At 45.1% G+C, this 19,302-nt stretch carries 12 protein-coding genes; 5 read left to right on the top strand and 7 right to left on the bottom strand.

Going from position 1 to position 19,302, the window contains the following annotated elements; genetic code table 11:
- Window positions 1-617 precede the first annotated feature (617 nt).
- Window positions 618-2,999, bottom strand: a complete 2,382-nt coding sequence (locus QZW47_RS22855; RefSeq protein ID WP_293132133.1) for a ribonuclease R family protein — start codon at window positions 2,997-2,999, stop codon at window positions 618-620.
- A 1,253-nt stretch (window positions 3,000-4,252) separates the two neighbouring features.
- Between QZW47_RS22855 and QZW47_RS22860 the strand changes: the two genes are divergently transcribed.
- Window positions 4,253-5,239, top strand: coding sequence for a hypothetical protein (locus tag QZW47_RS22860; protein ID WP_293131946.1), 987 nt, complete (start codon window positions 4,253-4,255; stop codon window positions 5,237-5,239).
- A gap of 432 nt (window positions 5,240-5,671) precedes the next feature.
- Here QZW47_RS22860 and clpP read toward each other — a convergent pair whose 3' ends face one another.
- Entirely contained in the window at window positions 5,672-6,280 is a 609-nt protein-coding gene (gene clpP, locus QZW47_RS22865; protein ID WP_293131961.1) for an ATP-dependent Clp endopeptidase proteolytic subunit ClpP, read from the bottom strand.
- A gap of 71 nt (window positions 6,281-6,351) precedes the next feature.
- Here clpP and QZW47_RS22870 point away from each other — a divergent pair, with 71 nt between their 5' ends.
- Complete coding sequence (locus QZW47_RS22870) at window positions 6,352-6,546, top strand: hypothetical protein (RefSeq protein ID WP_293132147.1); 195 nt, start codon at window positions 6,352-6,354, stop codon at window positions 6,544-6,546.
- Here QZW47_RS22870 and QZW47_RS30215 read toward each other — a convergent pair.
- A complete protein-coding gene (locus tag QZW47_RS30215; protein WP_366930922.1) occupies window positions 6,482-6,706 on the bottom strand; it encodes a DUF433 domain-containing protein in 225 nt (74 codons plus the stop codon). The two genes, QZW47_RS22870 and QZW47_RS30215, sit on opposite strands and share 65 nt — an antisense overlap.
- Window positions 6,707-6,973: 267 nt before the next feature.
- Here QZW47_RS30215 and QZW47_RS22880 point away from each other — a divergent pair, with 267 nt between their 5' ends.
- On the top strand, window positions 6,974-7,555 hold the full coding sequence (locus tag QZW47_RS22880) for a GNAT family N-acetyltransferase (RefSeq protein WP_293131964.1): 582 nt from the start codon (window positions 6,974-6,976) through the stop codon (window positions 7,553-7,555).
- Between the two features lie 182 nt (window positions 7,556-7,737).
- Here QZW47_RS22880 and QZW47_RS22885 read toward each other — a convergent pair whose 3' ends face one another.
- Window positions 7,738-8,958: a DUF5009 domain-containing protein gene (locus tag QZW47_RS22885; RefSeq protein WP_293131966.1), complete on the bottom strand. Its 1,221-nt coding sequence runs from the start codon at window positions 8,956-8,958 to the stop codon at window positions 7,738-7,740.
- Here QZW47_RS22885 and QZW47_RS22890 point away from each other — a divergent pair.
- On the top strand, window positions 8,897-9,022 hold the full coding sequence (locus tag QZW47_RS22890) for a hypothetical protein (RefSeq protein WP_293132150.1): 126 nt from the start codon (window positions 8,897-8,899) through the stop codon (window positions 9,020-9,022). The genes QZW47_RS22885 and QZW47_RS22890 overlap by 62 nt on opposite strands.
- A gap of 336 nt (window positions 9,023-9,358) precedes the next feature.
- On the opposite strand, the gene QZW47_RS22895 is transcribed toward QZW47_RS22890, so the two are convergent.
- Both QZW47_RS22895 and QZW47_RS22900 read right to left on the bottom strand, forming a co-directional pair.
- On the bottom strand, window positions 9,359-10,771 hold the full coding sequence (locus QZW47_RS22895; protein WP_293131969.1) for an adenylate/guanylate cyclase domain-containing protein: 1,413 nt from the start codon (window positions 10,769-10,771) through the stop codon (window positions 9,359-9,361).
- A gap of 47 nt (window positions 10,772-10,818) precedes the next feature.
- Complete coding sequence (locus QZW47_RS22900; protein ID WP_293131972.1) at window positions 10,819-16,332, bottom strand: ATP-binding sensor histidine kinase; 5,514 nt, start codon at window positions 16,330-16,332, stop codon at window positions 10,819-10,821.
- Window positions 16,333-16,936: 604 nt separating this feature from the next.
- On the opposite strand from QZW47_RS22900, the gene QZW47_RS22905 reads away from it, so the two are divergent.
- Window positions 16,937-17,818: a Cof-type HAD-IIB family hydrolase gene (locus QZW47_RS22905; RefSeq protein WP_293131975.1), complete on the top strand. Its 882-nt coding sequence runs from the start codon at window positions 16,937-16,939 to the stop codon at window positions 17,816-17,818.
- Window positions 17,819-18,230: 412 nt separating this feature from the next.
- On the opposite strand, the gene QZW47_RS22910 is transcribed toward QZW47_RS22905, so the two are convergent.
- On the bottom strand, window positions 18,231-19,121 hold the full coding sequence (locus tag QZW47_RS22910) for an alpha/beta fold hydrolase (RefSeq protein WP_293131978.1): 891 nt from the start codon (window positions 19,119-19,121) through the stop codon (window positions 18,231-18,233).
- Window positions 19,122-19,302 lie beyond the last annotated feature (181 nt).

The following is a 19,302-nucleotide window of genomic DNA, read 5'->3' on the forward strand; positions in this document are numbered from 1 at the left end:
ACCATTGAAACAAGTAAATATGTTAAGAATATAATTCGTTTTAACGAATATTGAAGGCGGTTGAAACCGCCGCCGACTTGGACCCGTGTCTGAAGCCAGGGGCCCGGCGGGCTCGTTTTTTGGTCAATTACCAAAAAAAAGGTTCGTAGTGCGGACTTTAGTCCGCTCAATATTGCGGACTTTAGTCCGCACTACGAACGAATCTTATGGTTTTAAATCGAACGGACACGATATGAGAAGAAGCAAGCAGAAATAAGATGAAATTGGTTCGGTGTCTTTCTGGATTGTTTTTAATATCTTTGAGAACTGGTTTCGATGTCTTTCGGTACACGGCGCTGCGGTGTCCAGAAAGAGATGAAAAACACGTATATTTTCGAGCCATTGATAATTAGTCATTAGTTATCGTTTAAATGACCAATGACTAATGACAACTGTTAACTGTTAACTGTTAACTGTCAACTGACAACTGTCAACTGTTAACTGTTAACTGTTAACTGTTAACTGTCAACTGTTAACTGACAACTGTCAACTGTCAACTGTTAACTGTTAACTGTCAACTGTCAACTGTTAACTGTTAACTGTCAACTGTCAACTGTCAACTGTCAACTGTTAACTGACTATTCGTCATCATCAAAAGCTTGGCTACCGCCGCCAACAGCAACTAAATCTATTTGCTGGCGGTAGTAGTCAACGCTTTTAACTTGAACTTCCACCCGATCGCCCAAACGATACTGATTGCGGTTTTTGCGGCCTACTAGAGTTTGCTGGCGCGATCGATATTCATACCAATCATCCTTCAGCGAAGAAACGTGCACTAATCCTTCAACTCGCAGGATATCGCTCTCGGGCGGCCGCACCTCAATTTCCACAAAGAAACCGTAAGACTGCACCCCTGTAATCAAACCCTGGAAAGTTTGACCGGTGCGCTCTTTCATCAATCCGGTTTTTTTCAATCCCTGCAAATCGCTTTCGGCATCTTCAGCAACCCTTTCGCGTTCCGTCAGGTGCACCACCGCCGCTGCAAACTCTGTCTCGTATTCGTGGTGCAAGTCTGGGGGGAGGACGTTCCAAGTAATTTGACCGTGACAGGAGGAATGGTGCAGGTTGACTTTTTCCTTAGCGCGAGTTGTGCGGCTGCTGCGGCCTTGCTCGAACACGGCTTGCAATACCCGCAGCACTAGCAAATCGGCGTAGCGGGAAAGCGGGGAAGTGCAGCGCGTGTAACCGTCTGAGAGCCCCAAACCGAAATGCGGTTTGGGAGTTGTGCTGTACACAGCGGGTTTCATGGTGTCTTCCAGCAGGTAGGTGAGAACTCTTTCCGACTTCAGGCCCGCAAACTGCTGGGTAAAGCGCTGAAAGTCAAAGGGCAGAACTTCTTCTTCGTTTTCGAGATACAGTTCGCCTCCGAGGTTGTTGGAGAGTTTGATGAACTCTTGAATGTCTGCCGGATCTGGCATCGGCTGGACGCGGTAGATGGCTGGGACTCCCAAGGCTTGCAGGTGAGTGGCGACAGCTTGGTTGGCGAGTACGACCAACTCGGAGACCGCCGACTGGGCGGGGGGAGCCGTTGCAAAAGCTCCTAATTCGCCTTCATCGTCGAAGTGAGAGTTAGCGTCGGGCAAATTTAGTTCAAAAGCTCCTCGCTTGATCCTCGCCTGTCTGGCAGCCTTTGAGGCATCGTTGATGCGATCGAGGAAAGGACGCAGGGCGCTGGACAGAGGATGAACTTCGGCATCGGGGTCTGCTTGTAGGATTGCTTCGGCTTCTGGGTAGCTGAGTTGGTAGTCAACTTGAATGACGCTGGTTTGAATTTCGTATTCTAGGAGTTCTCCTGATTCGTCTAAGGTGAGCAATATGCTGAAGGTCAGGCGTTCGCTGTCTGGTTGCAGCGAGCAGCGCTCGTTGAGGATTTCTGGCAGTACGGCGATGATTTTTTCTCCCAGATGGGCGGCGGTGCCTCGCTTGCGGGCTTCGCGGTCTAGTGGGGTTTCTGGCTGTACGTACTCGGCTGCGTCGGTGATGTGGATTCCTACTTGCCAGCCGCCGGACTTGAGGATCTCGATCGACAAGGCGCGTTCTATTGGCGGATCGGAGAGGAATGAGGTCGGGTCGAACTCTTTTTCAGTCTCGTTTTCGCCTGTTCCCGATAAGAAGTTTTCCTCCTGAGTTGGGGCGGGCTGGTTTTCGGTGCTGGCGAATTGCAGTTCGTGTTTGCTAAAAGTAACTGTCAGGATGTTTCGCAAATCTAACCGTTTTTTGATGTCGGTTTTTTTAACTTTGCTGGGCAAATTTTCGGCTGCTTTGATGACGGCGGCCCCGAAGGAGCGCGGCAAGTCGTGCTTGCAGCATACAATGTCGAGGTCGTCAGCAGCTTCGGCGTCAGAACCGAGTACCTGTACTACTTTGCCGACTGGGCGGTGGGTGCCGAGGGGGTAGCGTTTGACTTCGACGTGTACTAAATGGTCGATCGCCTCTTGCAGATTTGTACCGTTGGCGAGCAAGTCTAGTTCAAACAACAGGCGATCGTCCAGGGGAATTGCTCTGTAGCTGACGCGGCCGGTGGGGGTGGCGGTTTGCTTGACTCGCGCCAGTACCGAGGGGTTGGCGCGTTCGAGGATCAGCATGACTTCGCCTTCGGGCGATCGGCGGCGGCTACCTTCCTTGATAATTTTGACTAAAACTCGATCGCCATTCCAAGCAGTCGAGAGGTGACTTTCCCGCACATAAACGTCTTCTGAACCTTCAGCATCTTGAATTGCAAAGCAAAATCCTTTGCTCGAACAGCGCAGTTTTGCTTCTACTACGTCATCTTCAGCTACTCGACGATAGCGGCCTTTGTCTTTGACTAATATACCAATTTTCTCTAGAGCTTCTAATGCAATTTGAAGTTTGAGTTGACTGGTTTCATCATTGCAGTCGAGTTTTTTTTCTAGTGCTTTGGGAGCCACTAATTTGTCTTCTGTAAAATTTGCCAGCAGTGCAGCGATAGAAAATTCCATGTAGCGATCGATCCTCTTGTTTCCAGCAATTAGTCTAATTTTGGCGAAATCAGCCGCACCCTTTCTTGCCCTCGCTGTGCCTGCTTCCCAACAAATGCGCGGGTTAGTCGGTGGAGATACCAGCACAGTCGGTGCTACCCGTGCGCGGGGATTTTTTCAGATTATTTCCCCACACCAGCAGTCGCTAATTGTCTGCTGTCTGTCTGCAAATGACAGATGATGGTGCAGACAAATACCCCATACCCTATTCCCCAATACAATTTTTTAGCGTTGGTTCCTTTGCTTTTGGCTTGCAGCGCCGAGCTCTTCGCGAAGTAGAAAGCCCCTGTCGGTTCTTAAAAGATGACTCGATGCTGAAAGCGACGGGTTGAGTCCTGGATCGGGAGATGGAGAGATGCAGAGGGAGAAAATTTGCATTTGGGCCTCCTGCCTTTTTCCTTCTGCCTTTTTCCTGCTTTCTTCTGCTTTTTGAAGTGCCTCTTGCCTTGTGCTAAAGCCAAAGATTTTACCGGCGATCGGGCAAAATTGCTAGTAGCTCATCGCTGCGATGCCCCTGTTTTTTCCACGCGATCTGTCCTTGGGGACAGAGGAGGAACGAGCGGGTCGGGAGCAATCTGTGCTGTAGAAGGTGCTTGGTACACAAAACCGGAGACTTTTACTACTTTTGCCTAGTTGCTGTGTCATAAAAGCACTCGGTAAGTGGGAAACGAGCGAGACTTCAGTCCTGAGAGGGAAACTCCAAGAGCGGTTTCAACCGCCTTGAATCCCCTTGCGGGGTAGAGGGGTATGGTTGCCCCTCTGGCGAGGATGGTTGTCCTCAATCTCCCTTTCGGGTAAAGTTAGCTTCGCCAATGTTATAAAGGCTTGTCAGGCTAGCAGCACTGCCTCAGTGACTTTAAGGCTGTTTAACTACTAGCGACAGAGCAAGGGACTAGCTTCGCATCCCAGGGTGTCGTGACCTAAATAACGTAGCCAGTTAAGGCTTAGGCTGGTCAATACAGCTTGCTCGATTTCTCTTACAAGCTCAGTGGCTTTAGCACTGAGTTACTGACCTCCTATAGGTAGAAATGACTGCCGGTGCTTGTTAGCTTAAACCGCCGGATGTGGGATAGGGTTTAATGGCGTGAAAGGTTGCGTGCATGATTCACCTTTCATTTATTGTATGTTGAATATGTGCTTTCAGAAAATTGTTTTCTCTGTCGTTGTACTAAACTCAACTCATCAGCCCCTTTTGATTTCGGGGTAAAAAATTTATGTTTGCAGAATTTCGCGCCCTTTATCCCGCTGGACAGTTGATCTGTGAGTTGCTGACTATTCATCACGGTAAGTTTGTGGTTCGCTGTTTGGTTGAGGTTGACGGCAAAACTCTCGCTACTGGTATGTCCGCTGCTGAGTCTGTTGAGGATGCTGAAGACCGCGCCCGATCGCGAGCGATTGCTGTCCTCGCATTTGCTCCGGCTCCGGCTTCGGTTGCTGCTGTTCCCGTTCCCGTTCCGGCTCCGGCTTCGGTTGCTGCTGTTCCCGTTCCGGCTCCGGTTGCTGTTGTTCCCGTTCCGGCTCCGGCTCCGGTTGTTCCCGTTCCCGTTCCCGTTCCGCCAGCCCTTGCTCCGCTTCCGGTTTTAGAAATGCCTGTTCCAGACAAAGTTGACATACCGCATCAAAGCAATTTTGTCAATGCCGAACCCAAATTAAATGCAGAGTCGATCGCACCTGTAGCGGAACCTTTGCCGCCAACAGTTGATTTACCTCCGGCAGTGGGATTTGTACCAAAGCAGTTAGACTCGGACGCTTGGCTGTCTTCCAGCTACGGCGAACCGCTTCCCGAACTGGAAGTGCCAAATACTAGCCAAAGCGAACTGTCGCAGGGTGCGGCCGAAGTCCGGGAATTCCAACCGATCGCGGTAGGAATTCCCAGCGATGCGATCGAAGATGATTCTGATACGATCGCCCAAATAGACGCAATTCTCAAACGGCTGCGATGGACAAAAAAACAGGAAACCGACTGTCTCGAACAAAATTATGGCAAGTCATCGCAGAGAGAACTTGCTAGCGAACAGTTGGCAGATTTCCTAGAATATCTGGAAATCTACAGCAGAACCACCGAAGAAATCAAGAGGTTGGGATGGACAGCCAACCAAGGAAAAGATTATCTCAAACAAGGTTACGGCAAAGAAGCGCGACATTTCTTAAATAGAGAAGAATTGTTCGACTTCCTGCAATATCTCGAATCTTTACCCTAAAAATCAGGAAAATAGGTTTGATCGTGAGGACTTCAGTCCTTCTTTCTTGCGGACTTTAGTCCTTAAAATAGGTTCGTAGTGAGGACTTCAGTCCTTCTTAAGACTAAAGTCCGAACGATCAAAGAAGTTAGCATAAAAAAACCTAAAATAGGTTCGTAGTGAGGACTTAAGTCCTTCTTTCTTGCGGACTTTAGTCCTTAAAATAGGTTCGTAGTGAGGACTTCAGTCCTTCTTAAGACTAAAGTCCGAACGATCAAACAAGTTACCGTAAAAAAGCCTAAAAAATGTTCGTAGTGAGGACTTCAGTGCTGCTGTCTAAGGACTAAAGTCCCAACGATCGAACCTATTTGATGAAAAGGAATTAAGCGGACAGTAAAAATCAAAAATCAACAATGAAGAAAATTTCCCCATTGTTGATTTTTGATTTTTAATTTACGCCACAGCAGCGATCGGGCGGCTAGCAGAAGGACGGCGATCGATCACTTGATCGACTAAACCATAATCCTTTGCTTCTTCAGCCGACATAAAGAAATCGCGTTCAGTATCTTCTTCAATGCGAGAAAGCGGCTGACCGGTATGATCTGCCAAAAATTGATTCAGGCGCTGTTTGTGGTACAAAATCTCTTTCGCCTGAATTTCAATATCGGTAGCTTGTCCTTGAGCTCCGCCCAGAGGTTGGTGGATCATAATCCGGGAGTGAGGCAAACTCATCCGCTTGCCTTTAGCGCCCGCACTCAGCAGAAAAGCGCCCATGCTGGCGGCCAAACCAAGACAAATAGTGCAAATATCGGGACGGATGTGGTTCATCGTGTCAAAAATCCCCATACCTGCTGTTACCGATCCGCCGGGGGAGTTGATATAGAGGTAAATATCTTTCTCCGGGTCTTCGGCGTCTAAAAATAGCAATTGGGCTACGATCAGGTTGGCTAAGTCGGAGTCAACCTGTTGGCCCAAGAAGACGATGCGATCGCGCAGGAGTCGCGAGTAAATGTCAAAGGCGCGTTCGCCGCGACCGGATTGTTCTATAACTGTTGGGATCATTGACGCCAGCCTACCTATTACGTATCTTTTTTTTATTTTAGCGATTTGGGTTCATTTATAGTTAGGGTGCGGTGGCGGGCGATCGACAAATCGGCAAAATCCTTGAGTTTGGCTGGGTTGAGGCGTTAATTTGTGGAAGGTGTGGCGGGCGGGCGATCGGGAATCCGATCGTCTGGGCGATCGATCTTGAGGAACCGGACATTAATCAACGTTGTTATGTGGCGATCGTATCATTGCAAGAAGTGCGATCGCTTGTTCGCGACTGACACTAGGAAAATGGTCAAGAAACTCATTGAGCGAATCACCAGCTTCGAGATAATCCAGCAAAGTCTTCATCGGAACGCGAGTACCGATAAATACAGGAGTTCCCCCTAGAATGTCAGGGTCGCTATGAACGGTAGGTATAGGTATTATGGCGTTCATCATCGCTTGCGTATTTTGAATATATCGATTTTAGTCGATCGGCCCGCAGTCAAGCATTCGTAGGGTGTGTCGCGATCGAAAATCCCTAAGAAAAGATCGACAATCTCGATCGCGACGCACCTTACACAATCGTTGAACAAACTACCCTCCGTTTCACCCCGAAAAAAAAATGTGTAACAATAGTTGAGACGGTTTCCTGTGGGCATGATACTTTAAGAAAAGATCCCAAATGGATGGCATCACAGAAAATAATCACAGTTCGATAGTTTCATGAGCGCTCAATTTAAACTACTGACAGATCGATTAATTTTGCGTCCGCTCACTAGGACAGATGTCTCCTCAATCCAGGCTGCTGCTAGTGTTCGTCAGATTGCTGACACCATGATTTCGATTCCTCATCCCTATCCTGATGGCGAATCAGAGCGATACATTGCTCGACAAACGGCTGATTTTGAAGCGGGACATTCTGTCACCTTTGTCATTGAGCAGAGATTTAAAAATACCTTTAACGGAATCATTGAAGTTCGAGACATTGAACGAGAGCATTCTCAGGCTGAATTGAGTTTTTGGTTAGCCGTTGAATCATGGGGACAGGGATATATGAGCGAAGCCTTAAAACCAGTGCTGCGATTTGGATTTGAACAATTAGAACTCAATCGACTCTACGCTTACCACATGGTAAGAAATCCAAGTTCCGGGCAAGTTTTGCGGAAAAATGGGCTGGTGTACGAAGGAATGCTGCGCCAACGAGTACGCAAATGGGAGATGTTTGAGGATGTAGCCTTGTGGGCAATTTTGCGGAATGATTGGTGTGTTGCAGTGGCACAAAAACCAGAGTTAGCGGTTGGTTGAGGGTTTTTTACTCTATCGTTTAAGCCCACTCACCACCGCTCATTTTGCTCGTTGGGCTGGTTCAAGCTATAGAACCTATGTGGGAGATTTTTTAATAAATATATTATAGCAAACAGCTTTTTGGTGTCAAGTTGTGTCCCTGATTGATCGCGAACCAACCTACTTATTAAAAAATCCAAAATTCAAATTTTAATCTGCCAACCTCGGCGGTAAATTCCATACAAAATTAACCACCAACACAACACCGCAGTCACCCCAAAAGCTAGAGAACCGTTGAGCTGCCCAGCCCAAGGCACAAACCAGTTTTCATAAATCCAAGTGTAGGTAGTTGGAGCAGTTTTATCACCACCGATATGAGTTTTCAACAAAATTCTGGCGACAATACCAGAGGCAACAAATAAGAAAATTGCATTCAATCCCATAATTTCAAACGGCCGCCCCCATTGCCACTTTCGTACTTCTATTGTTTCGTAGCAAGCCGCTAGCAAGAGCAACGCCCAACCAGCAGTAAACACTACATAAGAACTCGTCCACAGTTGTTTGTTAATCGGAAAGGAAAATCCCCACAAACGACCGATTACTAAGCAACATAGGCCGCCGATCGCTAAATTTAAACTCGTGCGGGTTTTGATTGGCTGTACGCGCAGCCACTCTCCTGTAAAGTAGCCGATCAGCACTGTCACGCTAGCTGGTAATGTGCTTAACAGTCCTTCTGGATCGAAGGGGCCGCCTTTGTACAGGTGTTGGCTGCCGAGAATTAGCCGATCGACAGCTCCCCCTACATATCCCTCCGGCGTCAGTGCGTATGCAGTGTACCCCCCTACAGCAAATACGAACAAAGCCCCCCAATAGCCTAAAAGCACCGCAACCGCGAGCAGTTTTTGATTGCGGGGGGAAAGGTTGAGAATCGCGATCGCACTGATGAAATATGCTAAACCGATGCGCTGCAATACTCCCATAATCCTGATTTTACCGAAATTTGCGATCGGGGCGCCGTTCAAAAGTACGTCTAGGGCGATCGACGATGTATTTAGCAGCAATCCTAATACAAATAAAATCGCCGCCCGCCGCGCAATTCGCCAGTAAATATTTGTAGAAGTCCGACGGAAGTCGGAAGAAGGAAGAGGATGTTTGTCTGATTGTGTTGGTTGCTGTGTTTCTGTAATTTCAGATTCTAGCGTTTCTAGTTTTTTAGTAGTTTGAGTGTATTTTGACAGCGAGAAGGACATCGCGCAGCCCACGATGAACAGGAAAAACGGAAACACTAAGTCTGTCGGCGTGCACCCGTGCCATTCTGCGTGATCTAGCGGCGGATACACCTGTTTCCAACTACCGGGGTTGTTGACTAGAATCATGGAGGCGATCGCAATTCCGCGAAAAACATCAAGGGATTTTAAGCGCATGGAGAGAAGGAAGAAGGAAGAAGGAAGTCGGAAGAAGGAAGAGGGAAGAGGGAAAAACGACTAATTACCATTACGCATTACCATTATATGATGTCACGTAAATTAATCCTAATTTCAGGAAACGGCATTGCCATGTCCGGCGGGCAGTTATCACTTCGGACAGATAATTTATCTAAAAAATAATCATAGCAAGATTTTTTGAAATGACAAATAACAAATGACAAATGACAAATGACCAATGACAAATGACCACCCTTCGACTTCGCTCTTCGGGCGAGATGACCAATGACCAATGACAAATGACCAATGACCAATGACCAATGACCAATGACCAATGACCACCCTTCGACTTCGCTCTTCGGGCGAGATGACCAATGACCAATGACCAATGACCAATTCTTTAAATTTCTATTCCTTCCAAATTCATAATCAGTGCATTCTTCATCAACATCTCGCAGCGATCGGCATAAAAAGATGCTGCCTTATCATACTTGTTGACTTGCAAGACGCGCAAAAACATTTGCCTTGCTTGCACGAATTGCTGCTGGTAGTGAAAAAAAATACCCTGTTCAAAATAAGTTTGCGTTTGTGCTTTTAGTTCAATCATCACATCCGAGTCGCCGTCGTAAATTTCAAATACAGCAACTGGTGTTTGTTTTCCTTTTACTTGAACGCGATCGAGAAACCGACACTTATAATTTTGGGGGTCATCAATCCGGCACAAAGTCTGAACGCTAGCTACAATACCAACTCCATAAAGCTTTGTCAATCCTTCCACCCGGGCCGCTAAATTCACAGCATCGGAAATTACCGTACTTTCCATCCGTTCCGCTTCCCCAATCGTACCCAACATTAAAGTTCCCGTGTGCAACCCAATCCCAATCGAAATAGGTTGATAGCCACTATTTTGCCTGTGTTTATTATAAATTTTAACTTGCTGCTGCATCTCGATTGCTGCTTGCACGGCATCTTCTGCACTGTTGGGAAACAAAGCCATAATCCCGTCACCAATGTATTTATCTATAAAACCGCTGTACTGGCGGATAACTGGGCCAACTCGGCTTAAGTAAGAGTTGAGAAATTCAAAGTTTTCTCGGGGAGACATACTTTCAGACAAACTTGTAAATGAGCGAATATCGGCAAACATTATCGTCATTTCTGCCTGTACAGAGTCTCCCAATCTCGCATCAACAATACTTTCTATTTTAAGAAATTTTAAAAATTCTCGGGGGACGAATCTAGCGGAAGCTATGGCAATTCTTTCCAGTTCGCTTTTGCTGGCTTCGATTTGAGTCAAGGCGCGAAATGCTCTCAATGCTGTTACAACCGTGGTAAATAACTTTTTGTTTGTCAGTTCTGTTTTAGTTTTGTAATCGTTAATATCGTAACTGACTATTACTACATCTTCTGGCACTTGTCCCGGCTGTCCCGTGCGTAAAATAATCCGCACTACTTTATTGTCTAAAATATCGCGAATGTATTTTACAACTTCCAAGCCTGCCTCTTCTGTTTCCATCACTACATCCAGTAAAATCAATGCTATGTCTGGATGGGCTTGGATCATTTCTTTAGCTTCTTTGCCAGAATAAGCACTTATAAATTCGATCGGTTTCTTTTCAAATGTAAATTCATTTAAAGCTAGTTTTGTAATATTGTGAATCTCTATTTCATCGTCTACAATTAAAATTTTCCAACTCGCTTCTATTACCAGTTCTTGGGGTTCCTCTTCTGCGGCAAATATTAATTCATCGTCTAACGCCGCGATTAATTCGCCATCGCCCGCAGCGAACACATTTTTAGTAGCTTCTGACATTTATCGCTCTCCTAAATATAATTATATTAAAGCTCGCAGTATAATAACTAATTCCTAATTTTAGCGGGAAATTCAATCAAAAATCTTGTCCCTTTTTCTACTTGACTTTCACAGCTAATTGTGCCTTTGAGTTTTTGCGTGACGAGGTTGTAAATAATGTGCAGTCCCAATCCTGTGCCCCCCTGACCTCTTTTGGTGGTAAAAAACGGTTCAAAGATTTTACTGAGATTTTGTGGGGTAATTCCTTTGCCATTATCTCCATATTCAAAGATTAGCCGATCGCCCTCTAGCATGATATCAAAGGTCAAAATTCCCTCGTCTTCGGCATCGTAACCATGAATTAGGGAGTTCAACACCAGATTTGTCACGATTTGACACAGCACGCCAGGGTAACTGTCCAGTACGATATTTTCATCGCACCTAATCTGTATTTTGTGTTTAGTTCTTCTGAGCTTGGCGGTTAAGGATGTCAAAATCTCCTCTAAATAGTGTTTCACATTAAACGTGCGTTTTAATTCGCTCGACTGATCTACAGCAACTTCTTTAAAGCTGTGAATCAATTCCGCCGCCCGCGTCAGGTTCGATAAGATCATACTACTGCTTTGCATGGCCGTATCCAGGAACTTTTCTAACTCGGAGCGTTTAATTTGGCCCTTGCTGTAGAGGTCAAAAAATTTGGTGACTTTCTCAGCCAGCAGCGAGGCGGCGGTGATTCCGATCCCGATGGGAGTATTGATTTCGTGAGCCACACCCGCCACCAACCCTCCAAGGGCAGCCATTTTTTCCGCTTCTACCAGTTTATTTTGAGCCGATTTTAAATCTTCTAAAGTTTGGGAGAGTTCGCAGGTACGCTGCTGTACTAAACTTTCGAGATTTTGATTGAACTGCTGTAAGTTGGTGTAAAGTTGAGCGTTTTCGATCGAGATAGAAATTTGAGAAGACAGCAGTTTTAATATTTCTAACCGCTCTGGTGTAAAAGCGCCGGCTGTGAGATTGTTTTCTAAATATAGAATGCCGCTGAGTTTGCCTTGATGAATTAAGGGAGTGCAAAGAATTGATTTAGGTTGAACGGCAATTATGTAAGGTGCGCGAGTAAATTGTCCTTGACGGGTGGCATCATTTAAAACTATGCTTTGTTGAGTGCGGGCGACGTAGTTAACTACTGCAACTGCTAGTAAAGTTACTTGTCGCTCCTCATCTATAAAATCTATAGGAATTGATTGCATTACATTAATGCGATCGTCATCTACAGAACCTGATGCTTCAATCACCCACTTTTCATCTTTTTCTAGGATGAAAAATCCTCTTTGCCCCCCAGCATTTTCAATCACAATCTTCATCATTTTTGCCAGCAGTTTGTCTAGAACTATTTCGCCGGCTAAGGTTTGCGATGCTTTGACTGCCGTTGTCAAGTCTAGCACGCCTCCACTGTCACTGGTAGTGCAAGCGCTGCTGGTCGATTTGTGAGTTTCTATATTAGTTGAAATCGAGGCAGAAGTTAGCAACTGCGAGTATGTTGATTCTAAATGCGCTACTTTGGCTTTGGCTCCCCAACACTGATAGCAATAACGCGCTTCAGTCAAGTAAGTTTTAGCAATTTTTTCTCGTCCTATGGATAGATAAAATGCTCCTGCCAATTCTGCCGCCAGTGCTTGTACCTGTATGTACCCGTTTTCTTGTGCGCCTAAAATTGCGCGATCGTAATATTCCATTGCGATCGCAATATCACCCAAAACTCTCGCTATTTCGGCAGCAACCAAGTCACACTTGTGCTGCAAATTCATAGGTGCAAACAAAGCTTTTTTCTGCAATCTCTTCAGGTTACTTCCTGCATAAAAAAGATGTTCTTGTTGTTCCTTAGTTGTGGAATATTGATATGCTGCCAGTCGGGTAAGAGCATCATAAAAATGGTATTCAGGAACATTAATAAATCCCGCTACTCCGTCTAAATAAACTTCAGCTTGTGCCGCGTTTTCTATGGCTTGCTCGATGTTTCCAAATAAATAAGCTAATATTAACTTTTGCAAATAAAAGTGCTGTAATCCCACGCGATCGTTAGCTTTTAATAGCAGCGGCAACAAAGTTTCTTCATTGTAAGCTTCACCTAATAAAAGGTCAGAATCAGGCAAATTTCCCATCAACTGTAAAACAGTTTGTCGATAAATTAGATTCCAAGTCAATACAGTTTCTTGCTTTAGTTGAAACAGCAAATGATTGTAATCTGCCATTTTTAGTTCTAGTTGTGACAATTCTTGACCGATAAAATATAAAGACTGACAAATATTTACAGCCGCATATCCTACGCTTTCTAAATCACCATTTTTTAGCGCGCTTTGATAGGCTTCTTCTAACAACGGCAAAGTGTCTTTAACGTGATGCTTACCGTGCATCAAAATGAATGCTACTAAATTAAGAGTTTTACTTTTAAATTCTAAAGCATTTAGGCGATTGCTCAAGTTTAAAGCTAATTGGCCGAAACGATCGCCTGATTCAATATCTCTGACTATTCCTTTTAAAATTGCTCCATAATTAGCATATCCGAATGCAGAAAATACTGAATTCCCGTAATTAATTGATAAATGAACTTGCTCGCACACAATCAAGGGTAATAGCATTGGTTCAACTATCAACGTAGCAGAAAACATACTGGATAAAACTCGCATAGTTGCTAACTTGTGCGGATTCGTCATCACCGGTAGGTTAATTAAATCTTCTATCTTTTTTCCGGTTAAATAAGCTGCTGTTTTAGTCAGTGCTTGCTGAATGTGGAGGGGAATCGGGGATTCTGGAAAGTTTATCCCTAACATTTTGAGTGCTGCCAAACCAATTTTTACTGCTTCTTGCAGTTTGGTTTGCATCGCACAAGCTGTAATTTGTATTTCAAATATTTTAATTTTATCGAGTTCATTTTTTGCGTGTTGTAGGACAATTTCTGCCCATATTTCCATTTGTTCAAACTCGGTATTGAGGTAAGCTGCTTCTGCTGCTGACTCGTAGAGTGCAAGAGTTAAATCGTAGTCAGTTTGCCAACTTTCCGGAGGAAGTAATTCAATACCTGCGGTTAAATATTTGACAGCGAGTTCGTAAGCAGCAGTGGCTTTTGCTTTGCAACCCGCCATTAAATTTAATTGGCATAATTTAAATTTTTCTAAATCGCTGCTGATAATTTGTCTGGCTGCATTTAATTGGTTTACTGTATCAAAAACATGGTTTTCTAATTGTTCTGGCGGCGCGTTTTCCAACAGGAATCGGCCGATATTTAGATGATTTTTTTGTTTGTCGTATGGCGATATTAAAGCATAAGCTGCTTGCTGTACTCGCTCGTGCAAAAATTGGTAATTTGCGCTGGCAACCTCAGCTACTGGCAGCGAAGATTCATTGCTAAAATCGCTTGATATGTTGTCTGTTAATTCTCTGCCTGCTGCTAGTGCTAGCGGAATTTTGTAAGCGTTATTCACGGGCAAAATCAGCCCAGACTGAAGTGCTTCCCAGAGGTCATTTGCTGCCGACGCCACAGATTTTTCGCCAACGACTGACAAAGTTTGCAAATCAAATTTGTTCCCTATACAAGCGGCAAATTTTAGCATTTGCTGCGTATTTTGTGACAGTTTCTGAATGTTGTTTATCATTAATTCTACAACATTCTCAGTAATTCGCATTTCTTGGATTTGCTCGATATTCCAGTGCCAATTGCCTGTAATTTGGCATTTATCCACAACTAGCTCGGCATTTATTTGGCTCAAGTCAGTAACGTTAGCTTCCGATCCAGCGAGAGGAAGTTCGCAAGGTTTAAATTTCAACTGTAGTAATTTTTCAGAGTAAAGAGATTTCAAAAGTTGAGTCAAGAAAAATGGATTTCCTGCGGTTTTTTGAAAAAGCAATTCTGCTAAAATTAACGATTTTTCTGGCTCGCAGTTGAGAGTATCAGCTACTAATTGATTGACGCTGTTGACATCTAAAGGCGAAAGGGCGATCGCACTTACATTCACCCCTGCTTTTCTAATTGCTTCGGCGGTTAGCATTAGGGGATGATTTACATCTACTTCTTGTTCTCGATAGGCTCCAATTATTAACAAACATTGAGTTTCGAGGTCAGTTGCTAGCAATTGGATTAACTTGAGCGAAGCGGAATCTACCCACTGCAAATCGTCGAGAAAAATTACTAGCGGGTGTGCTTTTTGAGCAAAGACGCGGATGAATTTTTGAAATACTAGATTAAAGCGATTTTGAGATTCAGTTCCTCCTAAATCAGGGACTGGGGGCTGCGGGCCGACAATCAGTTCTACTTCGGGAATAACTTCAATAATTATTTGGCAGTTACCCCCTGTGGCATTTAAAATTTTTTGTTTCCAAGCTAGGAGTTTTGTGGCTGTTTCGGTAAGAATGTGGCGCAATAGTTCTTGAAAACCTTGGAGCAAAAAAGCGTAGGGAATATCGCGCTTAAATTGTTCAAATTTGCTGTCTATAAAATATCCGTTTTCGCGCAATACTGGTTTATTGATTTCATAGACTAACCACGATTTACCCAAACCTGGACAACCGGAAATCAGCACTATTTCTGTATTTCCTCGCCTCATGCGCTCGAAGGCAGTCAGTAGCAGGTGAACTTCGGCTTCTCGCCCGTAAAGCTTTTGGGAAATTTGTAGGTGACTCGATCGATCTTGCTCGCCGATCGCCTTTAGAGAAATTTCGCCGTTTGTTTGCAGTTGAGCGAGACATTTTTCTAAGTCATACAAAAGCCCGAAAGCACTTTGATACCTGTCTTCTGCGGTTTTTGCTAAGAGTTTCATTACGATATCTGAAACAGCTTGAGGAATCTGTGGGCTGTCTGTTGGCTCAATTATGCCTTCTATTTTATGCTTTCTGATATCACAAGGAGAAACTGGGGTTTTGGCAATATGACAGTGTACTAATTCCATCGGATCGGTGGCATTAAAAGGCAATTCGCCGCAGAGTATTTCATAAAAAGTGACGCCTAAAGAATAAAAATCTGTGCGGTAGTCTACGCTGCGATTCATGCGCCCGGTTTGTTCCGGAGACATATAGGCGAGGGTTCCTTCGAGCAAAGTGGGATGGCTGAGGGCGGGGTTTTCGCCCGGTAACAGGGAGGCGATCGCAAAATCAGCAATTTTGACATCACCCGTCTCCACATTGATAATAATATTGCTGGGTTTAATATCTTTGTGAATGATGTGTTTTTCGTGAAGTTTCCCAATAGTTTCTGCTAAGTTGATGCCAATTCGCAAAAAATCTTCTAACTCTAGGTGGTTGTTGTTGATAAATTGTTTTAAAGAAATTCCGCCCAAATCTTCTAAAATCAAAACAGGAACGTGATTGTATTTTTCGAGTTTGTAAACTTTGACGATTCCCGTAATATTCAAATTTTTAATAATTTCATATTCGTGCAGGAGTTGAGCTATTCGTGCTGGGGTTGGGTAGGGCTGGGTGAGAGTTTTTAGGATAACAGATTTTTGTTCATCAACCTGCATTCCTCGATAAATAACTGTGTGATTGTTTTTATAAATTTCTTCGTCAATGCGGTATCCTGGGATTGAAATCATGAGGTTTATTGTGGTATTAATTGTATATTTATACTATGTAAGAGTTGAGATTGAATGAAGGATTTAAACTAATTAGGATCGCGAATTAAATAACTTACAATTTTAATTGTTATCGTGGGATGGGCGTCCCGCCCGTCCAAATAGGACGGGCGGGACGCCCATCCCACAAACTTGTGGAAGTTATTTAATTCTCATTCCTTAGTGCAACATGGCTTAAATATTGTTGGGGTTGTTTTTTTTCGTAATTGTTGCGGGCAAAAGATAATTTTTGACCAAAATATGAGGCATTGACCAATTAATTAGTAATTCCTCAAGTTGCAAATCTCAATTCGAAACCTGGAAAAATGGAAAATTTAAACTTGTACCTCCAAAAATCTGAGACTTGGCTATATATCGGTATATGGCGGTTTTTACGGCAGTACAATGGCTGCTATTCTAGATTTTAGATAAAGTCGCCTTTACAGGCTGATGTTCGATAGTTTTTTGGGTTGAGTCACCGATCTATATTCTAGTATTCAAAAAATCAGAAGTCACACTTTGCTATCCCGGCAGTGCCAAAATAAACTGGTGCGTGCAAATCAACAGCTAAAATCAAAAAACAATCATGCAGAATATAAGTGCCTCAAATCCAGCCACTGCGACAGAACGCTCTTTAGGCACCGCAGACATTAAACTACTGGTAGTGGATATCGACGGCACGATCGCAGGTTTGTCAAATAACATCCGAAAACCTGTCAAGCAGGCAATTTTGGCAGCCCAGTCGCGGGGAGTGAAAGTGGCTGTAGCTACGGGCAGGATGTACCAGTCTGCTTTGCGTTTTCACTCTGAGATCGGCTCGACTTTGCCGCTGATTTGCTACCAGGGCGCCTGGATTCAAGATCATGCTACTCAACAGCGCCTGCGTCACTTGCCGCTGTCGAAACAAACGGCTTTGCAACTGTTAGAGCATTTTGAAGCACCTGATTTGCGATCGCTCCTTTCGATCCATTTCTACATTGAAGACAAGCTTTACGTACCGGAAATTACCCCAGCTACCCGGCTTTACGCCGAACGATCGGGCATTGAACCCATTGTAATTAAAGATTTGCGGCGAGATATTCCGGGAGAACCGACGAAAGTCTTGGCTTTGTGCCAGAATCCGGAGGTACTCGACGGCTTGCTGATCGATATGCGGCAGCGCTACACGCCTGCGGAGCTTTATTTAACTCGATCAGTTGCGACTTTTTTTGAAGCGACGCATCCTTTGGCGAATAAGGGAGATGCGGTGCAGTATTTAGCAGAGGAACTTTTGGGCTTGCAGGCGGCAAATGTGATGGCGATCGGCGACAATTTTAACGATGTTGAAATGATTTCCTACGCGGGTGTCGGCGTGGCGATGGGGAATGCTCCTGAGGCGGTGAAGGCTGGTGCTAATTGGGTGGCGCCGGATGTGGAGGAAGATGGGGTGGCGGCGGCGATCGAACAATTTGTTTTGGGCGCGAGCTGATATTGTTTGTGGAACAAGCCGGAAAGCCTGTTAAGCTTTACCGCATTTGGTTTGTATCTTTGGGGCGGGCTAGAAGCCCACCCCACTCATTGTTTCAATAAAAATAAATGTACGGAATTGTGGAACAGGCATCTTGCCTGTGATTTAATGCCACAGTATTATTCCGATTTAAAAAATGCCTTTCCACAGAAAAAGCACCGACGACTGGCCGTGTTTCGTCTCGGTGCTTTCTCTGGTTCGCTCCTCACACGTCCACAAATATAGCTGACTCGGCCCAATGTGTCAATACTTTTTACAAAAGTTTTTTTTGAGTCGGCATTCATTTGGCTACAGGTGCGTTGGAGCGAGGCAGAACCTTTGGAAGGCAATGGTTTTGCTCGATCGCCCTTTTTTGCGATTCAGCAGAAAAATTTTAGTTCAATTCCTGCACCCAGTCCAAAATTAGATGATTGACCTCCGACGGCCGCTCGTCGTGGGGACAGTGGCCCGTGTTGGGAATTGACACAAATTTCACGGGTTTACCGCTGGTGGCTAATTCTTGATAAATCTGGCTACCGGCGATCGGCGTCCAAGGGTCATCGGCGCCCCAAAGTACCAGTAACGGACGATCGACCTTTGGCAGCAATTCCGACGGTTGAGGGCCTGCTGGAGCCGTGAGAATGGAAGCAAACACTTGTTGAGCTCCCGGCTCGCAGGATGGGGCGTGCAGCAGTTCTACGAGTTCGTCGGTGATGGCTTCCCGGTTCCCGTAGACTTGGCGCAGGGTGTTGCGGATGCGGTGTTTTTGGCGGATGTTGTTGAACACAAAGGGGCCGATGATGGGCGATCGAACTAATTTCGTAAAAGTCCCCATCACTACTCGCAGCGGGAAGTTCAATTCGTCAGGGCGGTGGTTGAGTCCGCCAGCACAGTTGATTAACACTGCGCCGGCCGATATTTCTGGATGGTTGGCGACTACCATCAAACTCAGCAAAGCGCCGATCGAATTTCCCACAAATACCGCCGGTTCCTGTACCAACTCCGTCCAGAAATCTCTCAGCAATTCTTCCCACAATTCCAGAGTGTAATCCAGGGCCGGTTTCGCGGAAGCCCCGAATCCCAGCAAGTCCAGCGCAAATACGCGGTAGCCGGCGGCGGCGAGTGCAGGGATATTTTGTCGCCAATGTCCGATCGAAGCCCCAAATCCGTGAATCAAGATCAGAGGGCGGCCGGTGCCTTGGACGGTATACTGGATTTTGTGACCTTTCCAAGTCCAAATTAATTTTTCTAAACTCGTTGCAGATACTAGCTCTTGTGCAGTCACGGCTCTAAATGTAAAGTTTCGTTAACTTCTTTGATCATAGCAGCACAATCCCGCTCCGGCGCGGGCTAGAAGCCCCTTTCACAAAAACGGACGCTGCTCAAACCCCATCCCACAAGAACATTATTCCCCATTCCCCATTACCCATTACCCATTACCCATTACCAATTAAGCTGTCACGCAT

It is taken from the genome of Microcoleus sp. bin38.metabat.b11b12b14.051 (assembly GCF_013299165.1).
In the GTDB taxonomy this organism is placed as follows: domain Bacteria; phylum Cyanobacteriota; class Cyanobacteriia; order Cyanobacteriales; family Microcoleaceae; genus Microcoleus.